The organism is Thermomonas sp., assembly GCF_047606765.1.
GTDB lineage: Bacteria > Pseudomonadota > Gammaproteobacteria > Xanthomonadales > Xanthomonadaceae > Thermomonas.
Window position 1 is genome coordinate 1 of the sequence record NZ_JASGED010000018.1, and the last position, 23,137, is coordinate 23,137.

20 protein-coding genes and 1 pseudogene are annotated in these 23,137 nt (G+C 64.1%); 7 read left to right on the forward strand and 14 right to left on the reverse strand.

Annotation, left to right across the window (positions count from 1 at the left end):
* Positions 1 to 51: 51 nt before the first annotated feature.
* Both QM612_RS01910 and QM612_RS01915 read right to left on the reverse strand, forming a co-directional pair.
* On the reverse strand, positions 52 to 1,152 hold the full coding sequence (locus QM612_RS01910) for a homocysteine S-methyltransferase family protein (RefSeq protein ID WP_415252208.1): 1,101 nt from the start codon (positions 1,150 to 1,152) through the stop codon (positions 52 to 54).
* Positions 1,153 to 1,293: 141 nt separating this feature from the next.
* A pseudogene (locus tag QM612_RS01915) lies at positions 1,294 to 2,217 on the reverse strand (ArsR/SmtB family transcription factor); the annotation flags it as partial.
* 158 nt (positions 2,218 to 2,375) lie between these two features.
* On the opposite strand from QM612_RS01915, the gene QM612_RS01920 reads away from it, so the two are divergent.
* Both QM612_RS01920 and QM612_RS01925 read left to right on the forward strand, forming a co-directional pair.
* Positions 2,376 to 3,524: an acyl-CoA dehydrogenase family protein gene (locus QM612_RS01920; protein WP_415252209.1), complete on the forward strand. Its 1,149-nt coding sequence runs from the start codon at positions 2,376 to 2,378 to the stop codon at positions 3,522 to 3,524.
* Between the two features lie 64 nt (positions 3,525 to 3,588).
* Entirely contained in the window at positions 3,589 to 8,523 is a 4,935-nt protein-coding gene (locus QM612_RS01925) for an NAD-glutamate dehydrogenase (protein WP_415252210.1), read from the forward strand.
* 142 nt (positions 8,524 to 8,665) lie between these two features.
* On the opposite strand, the gene QM612_RS01930 is transcribed toward QM612_RS01925, so the two are convergent.
* Both QM612_RS01930 and QM612_RS01935 read right to left on the reverse strand, forming a co-directional pair.
* The gene (locus QM612_RS01930) at positions 8,666 to 9,688 is read right to left on the reverse strand and encodes a hypothetical protein (protein WP_415252211.1); all 1,023 of its coding nucleotides are present in this window, start codon (positions 9,686 to 9,688) and stop codon (positions 8,666 to 8,668) included.
* Positions 9,689 to 9,693: 5 nt separating this feature from the next.
* Positions 9,694 to 9,975, reverse strand: coding sequence for a hypothetical protein (locus QM612_RS01935; protein ID WP_415252212.1), 282 nt, complete (start codon positions 9,973 to 9,975; stop codon positions 9,694 to 9,696).
* A 335-nt stretch (positions 9,976 to 10,310) separates the two neighbouring features.
* On the opposite strand from QM612_RS01935, the gene QM612_RS01940 reads away from it, so the two are divergent.
* The 5 genes from QM612_RS01940 to QM612_RS01960 all read left to right on the forward strand — a co-directional run bounded on the left by QM612_RS01940 (position 10,311) and on the right by QM612_RS01960 (position 12,905).
* Positions 10,311 to 10,490, forward strand: a complete 180-nt coding sequence (locus QM612_RS01940) for a helix-turn-helix domain-containing protein (RefSeq protein WP_415252213.1) — start codon at positions 10,311 to 10,313, stop codon at positions 10,488 to 10,490.
* A gap of 109 nt (positions 10,491 to 10,599) precedes the next feature.
* Positions 10,600 to 10,860, forward strand: a complete 261-nt coding sequence (locus QM612_RS01945; RefSeq protein ID WP_415252214.1) for a type II toxin-antitoxin system CcdA family antitoxin — start codon at positions 10,600 to 10,602, stop codon at positions 10,858 to 10,860.
* On the forward strand, positions 10,860 to 11,180 hold the full coding sequence (locus tag QM612_RS01950; RefSeq protein WP_415252215.1) for a CcdB family protein: 321 nt from the start codon (positions 10,860 to 10,862) through the stop codon (positions 11,178 to 11,180). Before QM612_RS01945 ends, QM612_RS01950 begins: the two co-directional genes overlap by 1 nt.
* Before the next feature lie 5 nt (positions 11,181 to 11,185).
* Positions 11,186 to 11,956 (forward strand): NAD kinase, encoded by a 771-nt coding sequence (locus QM612_RS01955; RefSeq protein WP_415252216.1) that lies wholly within the window; start codon positions 11,186 to 11,188, stop codon positions 11,954 to 11,956.
* Positions 11,957 to 12,002: 46 nt separating this feature from the next.
* Positions 12,003 to 12,905: a 5'-nucleotidase gene (locus QM612_RS01960; RefSeq protein WP_415252217.1), complete on the forward strand. Its 903-nt coding sequence runs from the start codon at positions 12,003 to 12,005 to the stop codon at positions 12,903 to 12,905.
* 27 nt (positions 12,906 to 12,932) lie between these two features.
* Here QM612_RS01960 and QM612_RS01965 read toward each other — a convergent pair whose 3' ends face one another.
* The 10 genes from QM612_RS01965 to QM612_RS02010 all read right to left on the reverse strand — a co-directional run bounded on the left by QM612_RS01965 (position 12,933) and on the right by QM612_RS02010 (position 23,122).
* Positions 12,933 to 13,472 (reverse strand): DUF2939 domain-containing protein, encoded by a 540-nt coding sequence (locus tag QM612_RS01965; protein ID WP_415252218.1) that lies wholly within the window; start codon positions 13,470 to 13,472, stop codon positions 12,933 to 12,935.
* Positions 13,473 to 13,507: 35 nt separating this feature from the next.
* The gene (gene sbcB / locus QM612_RS01970; RefSeq protein ID WP_415252219.1) at positions 13,508 to 14,953 is read right to left on the reverse strand and encodes an exodeoxyribonuclease I; all 1,446 of its coding nucleotides are present in this window, start codon (positions 14,951 to 14,953) and stop codon (positions 13,508 to 13,510) included.
* A 113-nt stretch (positions 14,954 to 15,066) separates the two neighbouring features.
* On the reverse strand, positions 15,067 to 16,413 hold the full coding sequence (locus QM612_RS01975; RefSeq protein ID WP_415252220.1) for an FAD-dependent oxidoreductase: 1,347 nt from the start codon (positions 16,411 to 16,413) through the stop codon (positions 15,067 to 15,069).
* Positions 16,403 to 17,677: a kynureninase gene (kynU, locus tag QM612_RS01980; RefSeq protein WP_415252221.1), complete on the reverse strand. Its 1,275-nt coding sequence runs from the start codon at positions 17,675 to 17,677 to the stop codon at positions 16,403 to 16,405. The genes QM612_RS01975 and kynU overlap by 11 nt, the downstream gene beginning before the upstream one ends.
* Complete coding sequence (locus tag QM612_RS01985; protein ID WP_415252222.1) at positions 17,674 to 18,684, reverse strand: amidohydrolase family protein; 1,011 nt, start codon at positions 18,682 to 18,684, stop codon at positions 17,674 to 17,676. The genes kynU and QM612_RS01985 overlap by 4 nt, the downstream gene beginning before the upstream one ends.
* 7 nt (positions 18,685 to 18,691) lie before the next feature.
* Positions 18,692 to 19,237, reverse strand: a complete 546-nt coding sequence (locus tag QM612_RS01990; RefSeq protein ID WP_415252223.1) for a 3-hydroxyanthranilate 3,4-dioxygenase — start codon at positions 19,235 to 19,237, stop codon at positions 18,692 to 18,694.
* Positions 19,238 to 19,300: 63 nt separating this feature from the next.
* Positions 19,301 to 19,726 (reverse strand): RidA family protein, encoded by a 426-nt coding sequence (locus tag QM612_RS01995; protein ID WP_415252224.1) that lies wholly within the window; start codon positions 19,724 to 19,726, stop codon positions 19,301 to 19,303.
* The gene (gene can, locus QM612_RS02000) at positions 19,726 to 20,388 is read right to left on the reverse strand and encodes a carbonate dehydratase (protein WP_415252225.1); all 663 of its coding nucleotides are present in this window, start codon (positions 20,386 to 20,388) and stop codon (positions 19,726 to 19,728) included. The genes QM612_RS01995 and can overlap by 1 nt, the downstream gene beginning before the upstream one ends.
* Positions 20,385 to 21,680, reverse strand: coding sequence for a hypothetical protein (locus QM612_RS02005; RefSeq protein WP_415252226.1), 1,296 nt, complete (start codon positions 21,678 to 21,680; stop codon positions 20,385 to 20,387). The genes can and QM612_RS02005 overlap by 4 nt, the downstream gene beginning before the upstream one ends.
* Positions 21,681 to 21,691: 11 nt before the next feature.
* Positions 21,692 to 23,122, reverse strand: coding sequence for an aldehyde dehydrogenase (locus QM612_RS02010; protein WP_415252227.1), 1,431 nt, complete (start codon positions 23,120 to 23,122; stop codon positions 21,692 to 21,694).
* Positions 23,123 to 23,137: the final 15 nt, after the last annotated feature.

The following is a 23,137-nucleotide window of genomic DNA, read 5'->3' on the forward strand; positions in this document are numbered from 1 at the left end:
CCCTCCCCAACCCTCCCCTGCAAGCAGGGGAGGGAGCAGAAGCCAGGAAGATCATGCAGCGTTCTCCAACTCAGGCACCTTGCGCGGCGGCAGCCCGCGCACGGCCTGCGCAATCGCGGCGATGTGCTCGGGCGTGGTGCCGCAGCAACCGCCGACGAGGTTCAGCAGGCTGCTTTGCGCAAACTCGCGCAGCACGCCGGCCATGTCCTCCGGCGTTTCGTCGTAGCCGCCAAAGGCGTTGGGCAGGCCGGCGTTCGGGTGGCAGCTGACGTGGGTATCGGCCACCTGTGCCAGCACGTCCACATGCTGGCGCAAATCCTTTGCGCCCAGCGCGCAGTTCAGGCCGATGGCGAGCGGTTGTGCATGCCGCAGCGAGTACCAGAACGCCTCGGCGGTCTGGCCGGACAGCGTGCGGCCAGAGGCATCGGTAATCGTGCCGGACACCATCACCGGCAGGCGTGCGCCGAACTCCTCGAACACGTCATCGATGGCGAACAGCGCGGCCTTGGCATTGAGCGTGTCGAACACGGTTTCCACCATCAGCACATCCGCGCCACCTTCGATCAATCCACGTGCGGCCTCGCGATAGGCCTGCGCCAGTTCGTCGAAGTCGATGGCACGAAAGCCCGGACGGTTCACATCCGGCGACAGCGAAGCGGTGCGGCTGGTCGGGCCCAGCACGCCGATGACGAAGCGTGGTTGCGTGGGGTCGCGTGCTTCGGCGGCATCGCATTCGATGCGGGCAAGCCGCGCACCCTCGCGGTTCAGTTCGCGCACGAGGTGTTGCAGGCGGTAATCCGCCAGCGAAATGCTGGTGGAGTTGAAGGTATTGGTTTCGACCAGATCAGCGCCCGCATCCAGATAGGCCTTGTGAATGCCACGGATGATGTCGGGGCGGGTGAGCGTAAGCAGGTCATTGTTGCCGCGCTGATCATGGCCTTCGCAGCCGCAGCCGTTGCCATGCGCGTGGCCGTCCGCCGCAAACAGGCTGTCGTAGCCCTGCGCGAAGCGTTCGCCGCGATAGTCGGCTTCCTGCAATTCGTGGCGCTGGATCATGGTGCCCATCGCGCCGTCGATGATGAGGATGCGGCGGGCGAGTGCGGCTTGCAGCGCTTCGGCGCGGGCGGGGTTTTTCCAGGGCAAGGCGTTCATCAGTGTTCTCAAAAATGCGTTGTTTTTCTCCTTCCCCTTCAAGGGGAAGGCCGGGATGGGGATGGGGTTGCTTGTGGCATGACGGTTGAACACCATCCCCATCCAAACCCTCCCCTTGAAGGGGAGGACTTCACATCACGACTTCACGCCAGTCAGCGAGATCACCTCGAAATGCGGTGGCCTGCGTTCGCGGGTCACGGTTTCGGCTGTGGCAATCGTCAGCCCGGCCTTCTCGGCGAACTTTCGCAATTCCTTCGCGGCGAAACCCAGGTTCACATGGCCGTAGGCTTCCACCACGCTGCGGTGTTCGTGCTTACCAAGGCTGGACAGCAGCAGGCGACCGCCCTTGCGCAGCACGCGCGCACCTTCGGCCACCGCCTGCGCGGGTTTCGACGAATAGGTCAGCGCATGCATCAACACGACAAGGTCAAAGCTCGCATCCTTGAACGGCAGCGCGTGCATGTCGCCTTCGCGCACTTCCACGTTCGGGTAGCGGCTCAGGCGTTCACCGGCGGCAGCAACCACGCGCTGGCTGGCATCCACGCAGACATAGCGGCCCGAATGCGGGGCCAGCAACTCGGCCAGCACGCCGTCACCGGAGGCGATGTCCAGTACGTCGCCCGGTTCCAGCAGCGGCAGCGCGGTGCGCGCCAGCGCTTCCCAGGTGCGGCCCGGCGAGTAATGGCGCTCCATGTCGCCGGCCACGCTGTCGGCCCAGTTCTGGTCGGCGGCGCGGGTTGCCAGCACGGCAGGCACGCGCTCGGCGTCTTGCCGCAGCAGGGGGTCGTCGCTGCCGGCGCTGATCGACTGCCAAAGCGCCAGTTGCGCGGGATCAAGTGCGGCATGGTCGAAGCGGTAATAGGCCGACACGCCCGCACGGCGGTCACGCACCAGCCCGGCTTCCTTGAGCTTGGCGAGATGCGTTGAAACGCGCGGCTGCGCCAGCTGGGTGATGGCGGAAAGTTCCGCCACGGTCAGCTCTTCGCCTTCCAGCAGGGCGAGCAGGCGCACGCGGGTGGCGTCGGCAAATACCTTCAGACGCGAAGACCAGCCTTCCAGATCCATTTATATCTTTCCATCGCGATTCAACGATAAGTGTGTCGCGATGCGGCTTTCGGGTCAAGCCGGATCAGGGCTGCGTAGCCGGGTGCTCCAAACGGTAGGGTTTGTGGCGGCGCGGCGCTACAATTTTGGTATCGATTGCAACGATACCGGAGCGCGCCGTGGAGTTCGGGTTCAGTGAAGAACAGTTGATGCTGCAGGACGTGGCCCGGCGCATTGCGCGCGAGCGCATCGCGCCCAGTGCCGAGCATCACGACCAGACCGGCGAGTTTCCGCTCGACAACATCCGCGCCCTTGGCGAGAACGGCCTGATGGGCATCGAGGTGCCTGCCGAATACGGCGGTGCCGGCATGGATCCGGTGGCCTATGTGTTGGCGATGGTGGAGATTGCCGCAGCCGATGCCGCGCATTCGACCATCGTGTCGGTCAACAACTCGCTGTTCTGCAACGGCATCCTCACCTTCGGCACGGAAGCGCAGAAGCAGAAGTATGTGCGCGCGATTGCCGAAGGCCGCGAGATCGGCGCGTTCGCGCTGACCGAGCCGCAGTCCGGTTCCGATGCCACGGCGATGCGCTGCAAGGCGGTGAAGCAGGCGGACGGCAGTTACATCGTCAATGGCAAGAAAAGCTGGATCACGTCGGGACCTGTGGCGAAGTACATCGTGCTGTTCGCGATGACCGACGCCGACAAGGGCGCGCGCGGCATCACCGCGTTCATGATCGACACGGATCGCGCCGGCTTCCATCGCGGCAAGACCGAGCCGAAGCTGGGCATTCGCGCCTCGGCCACCTGCGAGATCGAGTTCACCGATTACGTGGTGCAGGCCGACGACGTGCTGGGCGAGGAAGGCCAGGGCTTCAAGATCGCGATGGGCGTGCTGGACGCGGGCCGCATCGGCATCGCCTCGCAGGCCATCGGCATCGCCCGCGCTGCCTATGAAGCAACGCTTGAATACGTGAAGGATCGCAAGGCCTTCGGCGCGCCCATCGGCACGTTCCAGATGACCCAGGCCAAGATCGCCGACATGAAGTGCAAGCTGGATGCGGCGCTGCTGCTGACGCTGCGCGCGGCATGGTTGAAGGGGCAGGGCAAACGCTTCACCACCGAGGCATCGGTGGCGAAACTCACTGCCTCCGAGGCCGCGATGTGGATCAGCCATCAGGCATTGCAGATCCACGGCGGCATGGGCTATTCCAAGGAAATGCCGATCGAGCGCTACTTCCGCGACGCCAAGATCACCGAAATCTACGAAGGCACCAGCGAAATCCAGCGGCTGGTCATCGCCCGCGCCGAAACCGGCCTGCGCTGACGCCAAACCATCCCCGACGGTCGCGCATGGCGCGACCGTTCTGCATCAGGAAAACAGGAACACCATGAACAACACCGCCGATACCGTCCCGCTTGATTCCGTACTCGATGCGCTCGCACGCCGCGTGGGCAAGGCCGGGCGCGAGGAGGCCCGTCGCTTCGCCACCGCCTTCTACGTGCGCATGGACGAGGACGAATACCGCCAGCATGGTGCCGAGGGCTGGGCTGCACTGGCAGCCGACATGCTGGCATTCGCGCGCAACCGCAAGCGCGGCAAGGCCAACATCCGCCTGTTCAACCCGACGCTGAAGGCGGAAGGCTGGGAGACGCCGCATACGGTGTTGCAGATCATCAATGACGACATGCCCTTCCTTGTCGATTCGGTGACGATGGCGCTGGCCGACATGGGCGTGGGCGTGCATGTGCTGGGGCATCCGGTGCTGCAGGTGTCGCGCGACAAGGCCGGCAAGTTGACGGCAATTGGTGATGGCGAACGCGAATCGATGATGCATCTGGAAATCGACCGCCAGCCGCAGGCCGCGATGGTCGCGATCCAGGCGCGCATCGAGCAGGTGCTGGCTGACGTGCGCGCGATCGTGGCCGACTGGCAGCCGATGAAGGACAAGATGGGCGCGGTTGCGGACGAACTGGCCGACCGGCGCATGCCGGTGCCCGAAGCAGGCAAGCGCGAGGCGCAGGCCTTCCTGCATTGGGCGGCGGACGATCATTTCACGTTCCTTGGCTACCGCGAATACAAGGTGGTGAAGCAGGGCAAGGACGAGGTGCTGGTGGCGGACGAAGCCAGCGGGCTTGGTCTGCTGCGCGGCAAGGATGCCGGCCGGCCGCGCCGGCTGAAGTCGCTGGCGGCGCATGCCATGCCGCAGAGCGGCGCGGTGGATGCGCTGATCCTGACCAAGACCAATGCGCGTTCCAGCGTGCATCGCCCCGGCTACATGGACTACATCGGCGTGCTCAGCTTCGACGCCAAGGGCAGGCCGGTGGCCGAGCAGCGCTTCATCGGCCTGTACACCTCCAGCGCCTACACCCGCCGCCCATGGGACATTCCGCTGGTGCGCCAGCGCCATGAGTACGTGATGCGCAAGTCCGGGCTGGCCCCGGACAGCCACAGCGGCAAGGCGCTGCGCCACATCCTGGAAACCCTGCCGCGCGAGGAGCTGTTTCAGTCCAGCGAGGAAGAACTGTTCCGCACCGGCATGGGCATCCTTGGCCTGCAGGAGCGCGTGCGCAGCAAGCTGTTCCTGCGCCGCGACCGCTATGACCGCTTCTACTCCGCGCTGGCCTATATCCCGCGTGACCGCATGAGCACTCAGGTGCGCCATCGCATCGAAGCCCTGCTGCGCGACGCGCTGGATGGCGAGCAGGTGGATACCCGCGTGCAGATTGGCGATTCGCCGCTGGCGCAATTGCACATCGTGGTGCGCCCGCGTGCGCACTCCGGCAGCGAGAAGGCGGTGGACCTGCCCGCGCTGGAAGACGCGCTGGCCGGCATCGTGCGCGACTGGCGCGACGAACTGCGCGAACAACTGATTGCGCGCCATGGCGAGGAAGCCGGCCTGAAGCTGGCGGAGCGCTACGGGCGTGCGCTGCCAGCGGGCTATATCGAAGAAGTCAGCCCCGAGATCGCGGCCGATGACGTGGAGCATCTGGCCGCGCTGAACGGGCCGGAGGACCTGCGCCTGTCGCTGTATCGATCGCGCCGCCACGGGGGCGGCATCCGCTTCAAGTTCTATCGGCAACTGGATGACATCCCGCTGTCCGATGCGCTGCCGATGATGGAAAACATGGGCCTGCGCGTGATCTCCGAGCATCCGTACAAAGTCGATGCCACAGGTGGCATCTGCTTCATCCAGGACTTCGAGGTTGAATCGCTGCAGGGCGAGCTGGACGTTGGTGCCATCGACGAGAACTTCGAGGAAGCCTTTGCCCGCGTCTGGCGCGGCGAGGCCGAGAACGACGGCTTCAATCGCCTGATCCTTGCCGCCGGCCTGTCGTGGAAGCAGGTCGCGATGCTGCGCAGTTACTGCAAGTACCTGTTGCAGGTGGGCGTGCCGTTCTCGCAGAGCTACATGGAAGCCACGCTGGCGCGTTATCCGCTGCTGTCGCGCCTGCTGGTGGAACTGTTCGAAGCACGCTTCGACCCGAGCACCGGCAAGGAAAGCGATGCCGAGATCAAGCAGGGCATGGGCCGCTTCGGTGCGCAGTTGAAGGCGCTGGCAAGTGGTGACGAAGCCGTGCTGGCCGCGCTGAAGCAGGTGATCGAGGCGCGCGCCAAGGGCCGCGATGCGCAGGTGGAAGCCGCACGCACCGCACTGCTGGGCCTGATGGATCGCGTCTCCAGCCTTGATGAAGACCGCATCCTGCGCAGCTTCATCAATGTGATCGAAGCCACCTTGCGCACCAGCTATTACGTCACCTACAAGGATGGCCTGCGCAAGGACGGTGGCCCCGCCGACTACGTGGCCTACAAGCTGGATTCGGCGCAGGTGCCCGATCTTCCCAAGCCGCGCCCGTATCGCGAAATCTGGGTCTGCGGCCCGCGCGTGGAAGGCATCCATCTGCGCTTCGGCCCGGTGGCGCGCGGTGGCCTGCGTTGGTCGGATCGCCGCGAGGACTTCCGCACGGAGGTGCTGGGCCTGGTCAAGGCGCAGATGGTGAAGAACACCGTGATCGTGCCGGTGGGCAGCAAGGGCGGCTTCATCTGCAAGCAGTCACCCGACCCGGCGCAGGACCGCGATGCGTGGTTCGCCGAGGGCGTGGCCTGCTACAAGCGCTTCATCAACGGCCTGCTGGACGTGACCGACAATCTTTCCAGCGATGGCAAGGTGCTGCCGCCGGCAGGCGTCGTGCGCCATGACGGCGACGACCCGTACCTCGTCGTCGCCGCCGACAAGGGCACGGCCACGTTCTCCGACATCGCCAATGGCATCGCGCAGGCGCATGGCTTCTGGCTGGACGATGCGTTCGCCTCCGGCGGTTCGGTGGGCTACGACCACAAGGGCATGGGCATCACCGCGCGCGGCGCGTGGGAATCGGTCAAGCGCCACTTCCGTGCGCTGGGTCGCGATTGCCAGAAGCAGGACTTCACCTGCGTTGGCGTTGGCGACATGTCTGGCGACGTGTTCGGCAACGGCATGCTGCTGAGCAAGCACATCCGCCTGGTGGCGGCGTTCGACCATCGCCACATCTTCATCGATCCGAATCCGGATGCGGCGACCTCGTTCAAGGAACGCCAGCGCCTGTTCAAGCTGCCGCGATCCAGCTGGGCGGACTACGACGCAAAACTCATCGGCAAGGGCGGCGGCGTGTTCCCGCGTTCGGCCAAGTCGATTCCGCTGTCGGCAGAGGCGAAAGCCGCGCTGGGCATCGACGCAGGCGTCTCTGCGCTCAGCCCGAACGAGCTGATGAACGCCATCCTCAAGGCACCGGTTGACCTGCTGTGGAACGGCGGCATCGGTACCTATGTGAAGTCCAGCCGCGAGAACAATGCCGACGTCGGCGACCGCGCCAACAACGGCCTGCGCGTCAATGGTGCGGAGCTGCGCTGCAAGGTGGTGGGCGAGGGCGGCAACCTGGGCATGACCCAGCTTGGCCGCATCGAGGCTGCCCAGCACGGCGTGCTGCTCAATACCGACTTCATCGACAACTCCGCCGGCGTGGACACCTCCGACCATGAGGTGAACATCAAGATCCTGCTCAACGGCGAGGTGCAGAAGAAGAAGCTCAAGCTGCCGGAGCGCAACAAGCTGCTGGCGGCGATGACCGATGAAGTCGCGCAGCTCGTGTTGAACGACAACTATCGCCAGAACCAGGCGCTGACCCTGATGGAGCGCATGAGTGCGTCGCGTTTGGGTTCGAAGATGCATTTCATCGCCACATTGGAATCACAGGGCCTGCTGGATCGGCAGATCGAGTTCCTGCCGTCCGATGCCGAAATCGCCGAACGCAAATTGCGTGGACAGGGCCTGACCCGGCCCGAACTGTCGGTGCTGCTGTCGTATTCCAAGCTGGTGGCCTTCCCGCAATTGCTGGAATCGGACGTGCCGGAAGACCCGTACCTGTCCAAGGAACTGGTGCGCTACTTCCCCGAGCCGCTGCAGGGCAAGTACGCCAAGGCGATGGAGAACCACCGCCTGAAGCGCGAAATCATCGCCACGGCGGTGACCAACTCCACCATCAACCGCATGGGCGCGACCTTCCTGATGCGCATGCAGGAAGACAGTGGCCGCAGCATCGGCGAGATCGCCCGCGCCTACACCATCACCCGCGAAACGCTGGACGCGCGCGAGCTGTGGACGCAGATCGACGCGCTGGACGGCAAGGTGGCCGAGGACGTGCAGATCGATGCCCTGCAGGTGATCTGGGAGTTGCAGCGCGGCTTCACCCGCTGGCTGCTGTCGCGCCCCGGCGCGGTGCCGGCGATCACCGATGCGGTGGAGCGCTACCACGACGGCTTCCGCGACATCCGCGCGGGCGAGGGCATCCTGCCGCCGTCGCAGCGCCCCGAGTACGAAGCCTGCCGCAAGGACTGGCGTGCCAAGGGCGTGCCGGCGGCGCTGGCCGACCAACTGGCCGCGCTGCCGTATCTGGAAGCCAGTCCCAACATCATCGAGCTGGCGCGTGAGCGCAAGCTGCGCCCGATCGAAGTCGCCAAGGTCTATTTCCGCCTTGCCGATGCCCTGCGCGAGCCGTGGCTGCGCGCGCAGATCGAGGCACTGAAGGTGGATGGCCGCTGGCACGCTGTCGCGCGCGGCGTGCTGCGGGATGAACTGGCAACGCAGATGCGCAGCCTGACCGGGCAGGTGCTGGCGATGCCGGGCAAGGACGCTGATGCCAAGGTCACCGCGTGGCTGGCCCGCGACGATGCTTCACTGCGCTTCACCCTGTCGATGCTGGGTGAGCTGGCTGCGCAGAAGGCGCTGGACTACCCGACCGCCTCGGTGGCGGTGCAGCGGCTGGCGCAGTTGGCGCAGCGCGGCTGATGGGTGTTCCCTCTCCCCGCGAGCGGGGAGAGGGTGCCGAAGAGCCTGCCCCCGAGGCTCGAGTCGGGGGCGGGTGAGGGGCAAAACAATACGGCCCGGAATACCGGGCCGTTTGCTTGATGGAAAAGTTGACGCAATACGCTCAATCGGGAGCAAAGCACCAAATGCGCTTCCCTTCGGTTTTCATAATGGTGTTCCTGCCGCGACAGGCATTGTAAGTAATTACGCCGCCCTTCACGGGGTAACTTCCGCCAATGCCAAGCGACCATCGATTGTTCAACCGTTCCTGGCCCGGCTCGCTCCATGCGGCCTCCACTTCAAATGGGCAGGTATTCACGATGTGCTGTGGCCCTCCAAGTTGACCTTTCGGGCCTGCTTCGATTCTCAAGCAATTTGGCACGCCCTGCGCTTGTGGTCTCTGATTGGAAGTTCCCGAATAGCCCGATGACGTGCTTGCGCTTGGCGCGGCTGTTGCAGTAGGCGAGTCATACGAACTGTTGGATGATGCGCTTGTGCTCGGTGTTACTGGTCGATAGCTGTCGTTGCTGGATGTGCTTCTGGCTGCGGCAGCCGTCGTGACAAGGCCGCCGATTGCCTGCCAAGTCCTTTGTCTGTTCTGTCGTTCCTCCGTCTCACGCTCACGTTCCTCCGCCTCACGCTCTGCTGATCCACGACGCATCATCGCATTGGCTTCTGCTTTGGAAGAGGCATAGTTTCGGCTGTTTTGCGAAACAAATTTCCTCTCGAATATTTTTCCGCTGGGAAGACGAGTTTTTTCAATAAAATCGCCACCACCTAGCCAGACGATTTGAGTTGGCAGCACATATTGCAAAACTAGATCGCCCATTTTAGTTAGATTCTTGCCTGTGGCCAAATCAAATGAGATTTCAATCCGGTTTGCATTTTTCCTGCCATCTGCAAGATCACACAAGCTGGTTTCTTCCACGACTCGTAGAGTTGGATGATCTGGGCCATAAGGCTGTTTCCACCGATAACTACTTTGGCAAGAGAAACCGTCTCCGTAAACCAGCCATGTAGATGAGCCATCAATGAGGCGCCCATAGAAATGATCGATGGCAGCTTTTCTCAGGCTGGCGGTTTGCTGCGCGAAAACTGTTGTCGGCAACAAGAAAATGCAGGCCAGGAGCATGCGTCGGGTGTTCATGGTCATCACCTCGGAGCCGACCAGCCGCAGGCTTGGTCGAGTTGCACGGAGATCCCCGGATCAATCTTGCGCAATTCCTCAAGCAAGAGGGTCTGGAAAGTGATCCCTGCCGTGGACGCCGTACCACCACCGGAGGCCATGCCCTTCAACAGTTCCAACAGCGCAGTTTTGACAGCTGCTTCGGTGACGGCCTGCTTGGCCTTGTCCAGCAGTGGCTCCGGCTTCGGCGTGGTGATCTTGGCCTGCAAGGAGCAGTCCATGTATTTCCAGCGGTAGGTGTGACCCACGCAGATTTTCGCGCCTGACCACGGTTTGGCCCATTTGCTACACGTAGTCCAAGGCCCCTTCGGCGGAGTAAGCGGGTCTGTCCATGAGCCAAGTTCAAGTACGTGCTGGTTGTCTGAGGATGACGCCGCAATAGGCCCTGCAGCAACAAGCGACAGTGCCCCAAAGCACACCAACTTCCTCACATAGCTGACCATTGCCATTCCCCTGTGATGGACGGTAAACCTGAAAAAGTGACGTAAACACCGGTGACACATATACATCACCAACCGACGCTTGGGAAGTGCCCAGGACACTCCCCCAATCGCAGAGCGCACGTATGCTGCTGGCGCTCAACATGAAGCGCCTGCGGGCCGAGCGCGGCTTGTCGCAGGACGGGCTGGCGCTTGAAGCGGGGCTGGACAGGACCTTCATCGCCCATGTTGAGCGACTGCGGCGGAACATCTCGCTGGACAACATCGAGAAGATCGCCAAGGCACTTGATGTGCGGGTTCACGAATTGTTGGCATGCGAGTAACGGGAAAACGACTGCCATCTACAGAACTCGACTTATTGGCTGGCGCGCCAGCTTGCGACCTGCCCCCAATGCGCATAAGGTGCGCATGACCCATGCCGGAGCCGTCGCCATGAAGCCTGCCTACAACGTCAACGCGCCCAAGCGCCCGGTCAACCTGTCGCTGAACGAGGATCTGGTCGCGCAGGCGCGGCAGGTCACCGGCAACCTGTCTGCCGAGGTGGAACACCTGCTGGCGGATTTCGTGCAGCAGCAACAGCAGGCGGAAGCGACCAGGCGTGAGGAATACCGTCGCCTGTGCGAGGACTTGAACCAGTTCCACCGCAATCATGTCCATCCGGCGGATGAATTCGCACCCGATTGGGTACGTTGATGGCGCAATTCGACGTCCACCGATATCCCGGTCGCGGGCACGACGGCATCGCTTATGTCGTAGTGGTGCAATCCGCTTATTTCGATGATTACCACCGCCGCGTGGTGATTCCGCTGATGAAGAAATCCGGTTTTGGTGGGCAGTACCCGGCAAGGTTTGCACCGACGTTCGTCGTGGAAGGCGAGCCCGTGGTGTTGGTTCCGCTGGATGTGTTCTCCCTGCCGAAGGACAGTCTCGGCAAACCGGTCGCGTCATTGGCGGAACACGGCCAACGGATCATCGATGCAATGGATGAATTGATGACGCGGGCTTTCGGCTGATCGCCATGACCACGCCATGCCTTGCCCTGCTTGCCAGCCCGTCCGATGAAGCGCAGGCCGCGCTGCGTGCGCTGACCGCGATCCACGGCACGCATGCGCCGCAGGACGCCGACGTGATCGTCGCCCTCGGCGGCGACGGCTTCATGCTGCAGACCCTGCATCGCCACGGCGGACTGGGCAAGCCCGTGTTCGGCATGAAGCTGGGCACGGTCGGCTTCCTGATGAACCAGTACCGCGAAGGCGACGACCCGCTGGAACGCATCGCTTCCGCCGAGCCTGCCGTGTTGCATCCACTGGAAATGCTGGCGCAGACCGAGTCCGGTGCCAGTGTCGGCTCGCTGGCCTACAACGAGGTCTCGCTGCTGCGCCAGACCCGGCAGGCCGCGCATGTCTGCATCGAACTCAATGGCGAAGTCCGCCTCGACGAATTGATTTGTGATGGCGTGATGCTGGCCACGCCCGCTGGTAGCACCGCCTACAACTTCTCCGCGCACGGCCCGATCCTGCCGCTGGGCACGAATGTGGTGGCATTGACGCCGATTGCGCCGTTCCGCCCGCGCCGCTGGCGTGGTGCGGTGCTGAAATCCGGCACCGAGGTGCGCTTTCGCGTGCTCGACCCGCACAAGCGCCCGGTCAGCGCCACCGCCGATTCGCACGAAGTCCGCGACGTGACCGAGGTGCTGGTGCGCGAATCGCGTGATCGTAGCGTGACCCTGCTGTTCGATCCCGAGCACAACCTCGAGGAACGCATCCTGATCGAGCAGTTCACGGTCTGAGCGGGCGTCGCAGCCGGCGAGACCGGCATCGGCGATACTTTCCACCATGCCCGAACCCGTCGCCACCCTCACCATCGCCATCACCACCCGTGCGCTGTTCCACATGGAGGACAGCCACGCGCTGTTCGAGCGCGAGGGCATCAAGGCCTTCGCCGACCACCAGCGCCGGCACGAGGACGACGTGCTGGAACCGGGCATCGCCTTCCCGCTGGCGCGCAAGTTGCTGGCGCTGAATGCGGATGCACCTGCGGATGCGCCACGGGTGGAAGTCATCCTGCTTTCGCGTAATTCCTCGGACACCGGATTGCGCGTGTTCAATTCGATCCAGCATCACGGCCTGGACATCCGCCGCGCCACCTTCACCTCCGGCGCGCCGGTCTGGCCCTACATCAAGCCGTTCGGGGCGCAGTTGTTCCTGTCTGCCAATCCGGAATCCGTGCGCGCTGCGCTGGAAGCCGGCGTGGCTGCCGCGACGATTCTTCCTGCACGTGCCGGTGAATCCCGTCATGACCAAGTGCGGATTGCCTTCGATGGCGATGCGGTGCTGTTCGGCGATGAAAGCGAACGGCTGTCGCGCGAGCAGGGTGTGGAAGCATTCGGCCGCCACGAACGCGAACGCGCGCACGAACCGCTGTCCGGCGGGCCGTTCCGTGGCTTCCTGTCGGCATTGCACGATTTGCAGGCCGGGTTTGCAGCGGGCGATGACGCGCCGATCCGCACCGCCTTGGTCACCGCGCGCTCCGCACCCGCGCATGAGCGGGTGATCCGCACCCTGCGCGAATGGGACGTGCGGCTGGACGAGGCATTGTTCCTCGGCGGGCGCGACAAGGGGCCGTTCCTTGAAGCCTTCGGCGCGGACATCTTTTTCGACGATTCGCCGCACAACATTGATTCGGCGCGCCGCCATGTTGCCGCCGGACATGTGCCGCACGGTGTTGCAAATACGTAGGCGCGGAGCTTGCTCCACGCAACGTTGCTATTCGGGCAAGCGGATACCGGTCAACTTCCAGCTGAGTCCCTTGCGGCTGAACTCGAACACCACCGGCTTTCCCTCGTTGCTTTCCACCGTGGCGGTAAACAGCGAAGGCGATTCAAAGCGCGTCTTCGCTTCCTTCAGCGGATCGGTGGCGCGCACCTTGCCGTCCGCATCCTGCTGGCCGGTCACCTGTTTCGCCAGCACGCTGCCGTAGAGCAGGGTGGCGATGCCGACCGGTGACACCATCGCATCGATGGCGGGCTCGGAAATCATGTTGGTGACCCTGCTCACGGCCCTGGAGGCCGCACCCGCGCCCATGCGCTGCAACAGCCCGCCGACGATCTTCTCCTGTATTTGCGGGCGCACGCTCTCGCGCAGGCGGTCGAAATCGACGTAACGCTGCAGTTCACCGTACTGCCCGCTGGCGATCACCTTGCGAATGCCATTGATGGCCATATATGGCCCGGCGGCAGTGAAGGCGAACAGCGCCAGCAGCAGGGCGATGACGATGGACAGCAGCCATTTCTGTTTTTTCGACACGGTGGCGCTCCGGTGGTTTGTGCGAAGTGTAGCGATCAGGCAAGGTCAGCGGCGATGCCGTTGCCCCAGTCTTCCAAGCGATCCAGCAGGGCGAGCTTCGCGCCATCGTCGGCATGCGCGATGCGCAGTTGGGCGATCTGTTCGCGATATTGCTCGAAGCTGACTTCGGACAGCCCGTTGTCGGCCAGCAGGCGTTGCCTGCGGTAGTCGTTCCAGCGTTCGTGTTCGGCGGGCAGCAGGCTGTCCGGCCAGTTGCGCGCGCGATAGCGCAGCAGCAGTTCCGGCAGGCGCGCATCGCGGAAGGCGTATTGTGCCTTCGCCAGCAAATGCGGTGGCGTGCCGCGTACCTGCGCCAGCAGGCGCTTGTCGGTGTCCGGCATGAAGCTGTCGTACAGCGCGGCATCCACATCAACGCCGTCTGCCGGGCGTTCACGCGCGAACACGCGGCGCACTTTTTCGGCAATCGCCGGGCCGGCGGCGCGCAGTGTTTCAGCGCGTGCCTGCACGACATCCGGATCGATGCCGAGGCGGGCGAAGTCGGCATCGCGCAGATGCTCCCAGCGCACCAGCGCCGGGCATTTGTTGGCATGCACTTCCTTCAGCGGGATGCGGGTTTCGCCTTCGGGCAGGTCGGTTTGGCGGATATAGAGACGTTCGGCGATGGCGTCGGCATCAAGATCAAGCAGGGCATCCGGTTCGCTTGCCAGGTCGAACACGATCATGCGCGAATCGATTTGCGGATGCCGTGCCAGCGGGATCACCGGCGCGGCGCACAGGCGTGAAGCGGGAAAGCGTTGTGACACATGCAGCACCGGCGTCATCGCCACCGGATCAAGCAGGCTGGCAGCAAAGCGCTTGTCGCGCAGGCGCAGCGCGTAATCCCACAGCTTCGGCTGCGCCTTGCGGAACAGCTGGGCCACGCCAATCAGTGCGCGCACATCGCTCAACGCTTCGTGCGCATCGCCGACGCGCAAACCGTTGTCCTCGGCCAGATGCTCCAGCTTGAAACTGGTGCCGCCGCCGTCCTCGCGCTGTCGCCAGACGATGCCCTCGGGCCGCAGTGCATGCATCAGCCGTAGCGCGTCCAGCAAGTCCCAGCGCGAATTGCCGCCGCGCCATTCGCGTTCGTAGGGATCGTGGAAATTGCGATACAGGCCGTAACGGATGAACTCGTCGTCGAAGCGCAGCGAGTTGTAGCCGGCGCTGCAGGTTTCCGGGCGACCCATTTCCTCAATGATGCGGGCGAATGCGGTGGCCTCGTTGACGCCGTCGCGCAGCGCGTCCTGCGGGGCGATGCCGGTGACCATCGTGGCCTGCGGCGAGGGCAACAGGTCATTCGCCGGTTGCACGAAGAAGCTGATTGGCGCGTCGATTTCGTTGAGTTCGGCATCGGTGCGGATTGCGGCGAACTGGGCGATGCGTGTGCGGCGCGGATCGCTGCCGAAGGTTTCGAGGTCGTAGAAGAGGAAGGAGGCGGGCATGCCGGCATTGTATGTGCTGCCCTTGCGGCTGCACCTACCGGCAGGCATTCGCTGCGCCGCTCGAAATGCGGCTGCGCGAATACCAGCCGGTCTCGCAGTCGCTCGTGGGTTGGTTAAAGCGGCTCAAGTCTTGCCAGCACCGCCGCATCCACCACCTGCCAATCCACGCCGTCCAGCGAATCCAGCCCGCGCGTGGCTTCGACCAGAACCTCGTGCTGGATTTTGCTGCGCCGCAAGGCAAGCGAATACGGGATGCGCATGAAACTGACCATCGAATAGTGCGGGATGAAGCGGCCCGGATGGCGTTCCTGCAGGGCCAGTTCCAGTTGCCGTTGCAGCAGGTAGTCGGCGTTGTCCACTTTGTCGCGCATCTCGATGTAGTTCTCCAGCGCCATCTGCTGGATCGCCTCGGCGTCCGGCTTGCGCTGCGCCTCGAACGCAGCGAAGGCTTCAGCCAGCGATGGCGCGCGTTCGATGTGCTCGGCCAGTGCCACGCAGTCCTCGAAGGCGCAGTTCATGCCCTGCCCGTGGAAGGGCACCATCGCGTGCGCGGCATCGCCAATCAGCACCGCACGCCCGTCCAGATGCCAGCGGTCAAGATACAGCGTGGCGAGACTGCCGACCGGGTTGGCATCAAAGTCCTGGCGCAACTCGGGGATCAGCGGCAGCGTGTCGGGGAAGTCGCGCTGGAACAGTGCCTGCGCGGCATCGCCATCCTGCACTTGCTCGAAGCTGGGATATTCGCCCTTGTGCGGCATGAACAGGGTGACGGTGAAGGTGCGCTCGTCATTGGGCAGGGCGATGCACATGTAATGCCCGCGTGGCCAGATGTGCAGGGCGTTTGGTTCGATGCGGAAATCGCCGTCCAGCGCGGGCGGGATTTCCAGTTCCTTGTAGCCATGGTCGAGCCACTCGGTGCGCTCGCCCAGCGGCTGCACCTTCGCCATTTCCGCGCGCTGGGTGGAGCCGGCACCGTCTGCGCCGACCAGCGCATGGAACGGGCGCGCGATATCGTCCTCATGGCGCTTGAAGTGTGCGATGCGGTCGATGAAGTCCACCCGATCCAGCCGATGATCGAAGTGCAGGCGCGCGCCATGCGATTCGGCAATGTCCAGCAGCACGATGTTGAGTTCACCGCGATTGATCGACCAGATCACCTCGGAATCATCGCGCCCATAGCGTTGCAGGCCAGGCTCGCCGTGCAGCGGATGCACGAAGCGCCCGCGCATCATCACCGCCTGCTTCAGCACTTCGCCATCCGCGCCGGCCTGCCGCAGCGCATGCAGACCGCGTTCGGCCAGCGCCAGATTGATCGAGCGCCCGCCGGCATAGCCTTCCACGCGCGGATCGCCACGTCGTTCATAGACATCCACCGACCAGCCGCGCTGGGCCAGCAGTGTTGCCAGCAGCGCGCCTGCAAGCCCGCCGCCGATGATGGTGATGTTGCGATCAGCGGTCATCGCGCCATTCCTGCACGGTACGGGCGAAGCGCAGCACGTCGGCATGCGTGTTGTAGAGCGGGGCGGGCGAAATGCGGATCACGTCCGGTTCGCGCCAGTCGCCGAGCACGCCGCGAGTGGCAAGGAAATCGAACAGCCTGCGTCCTTGTTCACGGCCGCCGAAGACGCGGATGGAAAGCTGGCAACCGCGCCGCGCCGGCTCGCGCGGGGTCACGATTTGCAGCACATCGCGCAGGTCGGCATCAATCAACTGTTCCAGATAACCGGTGAGCCGTTCCGACTTTGCGCGCAGTGCCGGCATCGTGGCGCGGTCGAACTGGTCGAGCGCGGCACGCAGCGGCGCAAGGCCAAGGATCGGCGGATTGGACAACTGCCAACCATCCGCGCCCGGCGTGGGCGAGAACTGCGGGCCCATCTTGAAACGCACGTCCTTGTCATTGCCCCACCAGCCGGCGAAGCGTGGCCGTTCGCTGCGCGCATGGCGTTCGTGGACGAAGCAGCCGGCCACCGCCCCCGGCCCCGAGTTCATGTACTTGTAATGGCACCACACAGCGAAATCGGCATCGGCATCGTGCAGCTGCAAGGGCAGGTTGCCGACCGCATGCGCCAAATCGAAGCCGGCAATGGCACCCGCAGCATGCGCCAGCCGCGCGATTTCCTCCAGGTCGAAGGCCTGCCCACTGCGGTACTGCACACCCGGCCACAGCACCAGCGCCAGCCGATCCGCGTGCTGCGCGATGGCACGTTCGATGGCCTGCATCGACACGGTGCCCTCAGGTTGATCCGCTTCGACTTCGATCAGGTCGGTAGCCGGGTCGAAGCCGTGGAAGCGAATCTGCGATTCCAGCGCATAGCGGTCAGAGGGGAAGCTGCCGGCTTCCATCAAGATCGCCGGGCGTTCGCGGGTCGGGCGATAGAAGCTGACCAGCATGAAATGCAGGTTGGCGGTCAGCGAGTTCATCGCCACCACTTCCTGCGGCTGCGCACCGACCACGCGCGCCAGCGGCTCGCGCACCAGCTCGTGGTAGGGCATCCACTGCGCACTGCCGGTGAAGTGGCCTTCCACCGCCTCGCGCGCCCACTTGTCCAGCACTTCCTCGACGTGCGCGCGTGCGCCCTTTGGTTGCAGGCCCAGCGAGTTGCCGACGAAGTAGGCCTGCGGCGCGCCGTCGTGCAACGGCAGGTGGAACTCATCGCGGAAGCCGCGCAGAGGGTCGGCGGCGTCGCGCGATGCGGCGTAGGCGTCGGAAAACAGATCGCTCATGCAAACCTCGATGCAGGCAGGCCTAACCATTCCAGCGCGGTGCCGTTGTAGAGCCGCGCGCGTTCGGCTTCGCCAAGATGCAAACGTTCGATGCCTTCGCCCGGCGTTTGTTCGCCGAGCGGGAACGGATAATCGGTGCCCAGCATTACCCGATCCGTGCCGCAGGTCTCAAGCAGGTAGCGCAGCGCCGCGTCGTCGGCCACCCATGAGTCGAAGTACAGCCGCTTCAGGTATTCGCGCGGGTTGCGGAAGTTGTCGGTGGCGACCAGATCGGGCCGCATGTTGAAGCCGTGTTCGATGCGGCCGATGGTGTAGGGGAAGCTGCCGCCACCGTGGGCCAGCGCCACCCGCAGCTTGGGCAGGCGTTCAAGCACGCCGCCGAACACAAGGCAGCAGGCCGCGCGCGACTGCTCCGCCGGCATGCCGACCAGCCATGGTAGCCAGTACTTCGGCATTGAATCGGTGCCCATCATGTCCCACGGATGCACGAGGATGGCTGCGCCCAGGTCTGCGGCGGCTTCGAAGAACTCGAATAACTCCGGTGCATCCAGATTCCAGTCGCCGATATGCGAGCCGATCTGCACGCCCTGCAAACCCAGCTCGTCCATGCAACGTTCCAGCTCGCGCACGGCGAGCGATGGCGACTGCAACGGCACCGTGCCGATGCCGGCGTAATGACGCGGGAACTCGCGGCAGGTCTGCGCCATGTGATCGTTCAGTGCGCGATGCAGCTCCAGCGCCTGATGCGCCTTCGCCCAGTAACTGAACATCACCGGCACGGTCGAGAGTACCTGCACCTGCACGCCGAAGCCGGTGTAGTCGTCGATGCGGATCTGCGGATCCCACGTCTTCGGCCAGATTTCGCGGAAGAACTTGCCATCCTTGTAGATGCGATGGTGGCCATCGCCGCCGTGGTGGATCACCGGGAAACGGTTGTCGCCGTACTTCGCGGCAAGGTCGGGCCAGTCGCGCGGCAGGTAATGGGCGTGGGTGTCGATCTTGAGCATGGTGGCCTCAGGTGATATCCGCCTGCGTGCCTGCCATCTCATAGCGCTGCGGTCTTGGGTTCAGCGTGCCGCATTGGGTGCAGGTGCGCAGGGCATCATCACGATAGAAGCGTTCGAACACACGGAAGAAATCCTGTTCGATATCGACAAGGTGGAAGAACTCTTCATACAGCTTGTGATTGCAGCTCACGCAGAACCACATCAGCGCGTCGTCCTCGTGCGGCAGGCGCTTGCGTTCGATGACAAGGCCCACGCTGCCGGGCATGCGCTGCGGGGAATGCGGGACGTGCGGCGGCAGGTAGAACATCTCGCCGGCCTTGATCGGGATGTCGCGCGCCTTGCCGTCCTCCTGTATGCGCAACACCATTTCGCCTTCAAGCTGGTAGAACCACTCGGGGCCATCCTCGAAGTGGTAGTCGGTGCGCGCATTGGGGCCGCCGACGATCATCACGATGTAGTGGTCGTCAACGATGCACTTGTTGCCCACCGGCGGCTTGAGCAGGTGGCGATGCTCGTCGATCCACGCTTGCAGGTTGATCGAGTTGGGCAGCATGTCAGATGTTCCCCCTTCGAGAGAGAATTGGAGCAAGGGCGATCGCGGCGATGCGCAGCACCCTCATCCGCCTTCGGCACCTTCTCCCGCCAGCGGGAGAAGGGGAGAGGTTTGGGCGATGCACTTCAGTTCGATGGCAATCGGCGTGGGCAGCGCGGTGATGCCCAGCGTGGTGCGGCAGGGCGCGGTGGCGGCATCCGGGAAATGCTCGGCCCAGATCGCGTTGTAGGCCTTGAAGTCGCGCGCCATGTCGGTGAGATAGACGGTGACATCGACCAGATCCTCCCAGCGTGCGTCGCTGGCTTGAAGCACCGCGCGCACGTTGGCGAACACCGCGCGCGTCTGTGCTTCGATGCCGTCTGGGATCGAATCATCCGCAGGATTGCGCGGGCCGATCCCGGACAGATACAGCGTATTGCCAACGCGGCGTGCATGCGGGTAGTGGCCGACGGCCCTCGGCGCGGCGGTTGCGTTAATGCTGCTCGACATCAGCGATCCTCCCGGTCGGCGCGGATGCGTTCCAGTGCGGCGGCGTACAGCGGCTCCAGCAACTCCGGTGCGGCCACGTCCACACCCAGGTCATGCACCAGGCCATCGCGCAGGGTATAGACCCAGCCATGCACGGTCAGCTTTTGTCCGCGCGCCCATGCGTCCTGCACGATGGTGGTCTGGCAGACGTTGACCACCTGTTCCAGCGCATTGAGTTCACACAGGCGGTCGTGTTGCAGTTCGGCATCGCCCATTGCATCCAGCACGCCCGCGTGTTTGCAGGCGACATCCGTGACGTGGCGCACCCAGTTGTCGGCAAGGCCAAGCCGCGTGCCGCGCAATGCAGCATGCACGCCACCGCAGCCGTAATGGCCGACCACCAGGATGTGCTCCACCTTCAGCACGTCCACCGCGAACTGGATCACCGACAGGCAATTGAGGTCGGTATGCACGACCACGTTGGCGATGTTGCGATGGACGAACACCTCGCCGGGCGTCAGGTCCACCACCTGGTTGGCGGGCACGCGCGAGTCGGAGCAGCCGATCCATAGATACTTCGGTGCCTGCTGCTTCGACAGGCGTTCGAAGAAGCCGGGATCCTCGCGCGAGATGCGTTCAGCCCAAGCGCGGTTGCTGTCCAGCAGGTGGTCGAGTCGGTTCATGGAGTATTGGTGGCTGAAGTCGGGTGTGCCGGGACGGTGAGCTTGCGCTCCGCGAGCGTGGTGCCATCGTTGCCCAGCAGACGCAGGCGATAGTCGCCCGGCGCAAGATAGAGCGGTGTGCCGGCTTCGCTGGCGGCGAGCATCAGGAACTGGTCGGCGGGGATGGCGTCGTCGCCTTCATTTGCGTAACGCGCTTCGACGAGACAGGGCAGGTGCTTGATGCAGGGCGTCATGTCGATGGCAACCTGCAGTCGTTTGCCGCCGAGCGTCAGCCAGTCGGGACGCAGGGGCGCGGCAGGTTGCGCCGGAAGCAGGACGGAAACATCGTAAAGACCGGGCGCGGAACTCCATGCGTCGCCGCCTTCGCGCGCAACCAGCACGCTTGGGGCGACAACTGCGAACCGTTTCGCCAGTTGCTGGCCGACGGTATCGATGTCGCCAGCCTCGTATGCGCGCGTGGAGGTCTGATCCACGGTCAGCAGGGCAAGCCCGCTTATCCGGGCCAGTTCCATTGCCATCGATCTGGCGTCATCGGGCAGGCCTTTTTTTGCCTCGCCAATATGGGCGTAGCCAGCGTGTACAAGTACCTTCGCCTCAGGCGAACCGGCAAGCAGGTCGGCGATGGCCTGTGCCTGCCCGGTTTCGCGCTGCTGCTGCGACTGTTCGCCTTCGTCGTTCGGTTCGTAAGGTGCCAGCACGTAGCCCAGCCTGCGCGCTTCGCGCAGGAGTTCCGCAAAGACGGGCTCGCGGGTATAGATGCCGGTCTTGCGCACCGGATAGCCGTCGGGCATTGCGTCGCTGCCGTCGTTGGCCAGCGCTTCGACTGCCAGATGGGTATAGCCCCTGGCCCGCAACGCCTGCAGCAGCGCAAAGGTCAGGACGCGGGTCTGCGGTACGTGGTGCGCCTCGTTGACCATCACGACGCGGTAGTCATCAGCCTGAGCGGCGATCCACTCCGCTGCGGGCACGTCCTTGTAGGCGGATGCTGTAGGCAAGTCGTCACTCGGCTTGTCACTGCCGCGGAACGGGAAGCCACGCAGCGCTTCCAGTGGACGCCCGAGGAAGCTGAGTTCGGTTGCCAGCAACTGCGCCGCCAAGTTCTGTGTCTGCTCGTCCTGCTGCACGGCGGGACTGGTCAGGAAGCGGTATTCGGCGAAAGTGTCCGGCTGGGCATTGAACGTCTTGAAGAACTCGCCGATGGAGTTCTTGGCATCAACGTTCGGAGGCGTAAGCGAAGCGTAGGAAGCCGTCGCGAACGCCGCAATGGCGAAAGCCAGGGCCAATCGCTTCAAGGGTGCAAATCTCATTGAGGGATGTCCACTGTCACGTTGCGCGGCTCGGTGAAGAATCGCATCGCCTCCAGCCCGCCCTCGCGGCCCAGCCCGGACGCGCCGCTGCCGCCGAACGGCGTGCGCAGGTCTCGCATCAGCCATGTGTTGATCCAGACGATGCCAACGCGCAATTGCGCCGCGAGGCGATGCGCGCGGGCAAGATCGCGTGTCCACACGCTGGCGGACAGGCCGTAGTCGGAGGTATTCGCCAGCGTCAATGCCTCGTCATCGTTGTCGAAGGCTTGCAGGGTGACAACCGGGCCGAAGATTTCCTCGCGGTTGGTCGCGCAGTCCGGGCCAAGACCTTCGATCACGGTGGGTGCGATGAACCAGCCGGGGCGATCCAGCGCCTGCCCGCCGCAGAGCACGTTGCCGCCTTCCGTGCGGGCGCGTTCGATGCAGCCCAGCACCTTGTCGAACTGCGCCTGCGAGACCATCGGGCCGAGTTGTGCGCCGGCTTCCAGAGGTGCGCCGAGGCGTAGCGCGCCTGCGCGTTCGACGAAGGCCGTGCGGAAGTCGTCGTAAATCGCGTGTTCGACCAATATGCGCGAACCGCACAGGCAGATCTGGCCGCTGTTCTGGAATGCGCTGCGCACCAGCGTGTCGAGATGCGCGCGCCAGTCGCTGTCGGCAAACACCAGCGTGGCGTTCTTGCCGCCAAGTTCCAGCGATACTTTTTTCAGCAAGGGGCCGGCGATGCCCGCGATGCGCCTGCCTACGGCGGTGCTGCCGGTGAAGGAGATGGCCTTCACCTGCGGATGCGCGATGAGCGGCTCGCCGACGTTTGGCCCCAGACCGTGGACGATATTGAGCACGCCCGGCGGCAGGCCAATCTCCAGCGCCAGTTCGCCCAGCATGGTGGCAGTGGCGGGCGTGATTTCGGACGGTTTTGCCACCACGGCATTGCCGGCAGCCAGTGCAGGCGCGATCTTCCACGTGAACAGGTACAGCGGCAGGTTCCACGGGCTGATGCAGCCGACCACGCCCAGCGGCAGGCGCAATGTGTAATTCATGCCTGCTTCGCCGTGATGGGATTCGCTGGCGAACTGTGTCGCTGCATGCGCGAAGAAACGCAGATTGGAAACGGCGCGCGGGATTTCGATGTCACGCGCCAGCGTCAGAGGCTTGCCGGCATCAATGGCTTCGGTGCGTGCGAAATCATCCAGCCGTGCTTCCAGTGCATCGGCCAGCCGTTCCAGAAGGCGGGCGCGTTCGCTGCTGCGCAGTGCGGCCCAGCCTGGTGCAGCGGCACTGGCGGCGACCACCGCCGCTTCGACATCAGCCGCACCGCCATCGGCAACGTGTGCATACGGCTGCGCATTGGCGGGGTCGAACACCGGCAGCCAGCGCGTGCTGGTGGTTTCGCCGCAGTGTGTGCCGATGACATGTCCGAAGCGCTGCATCCGCCAAGCTTACCG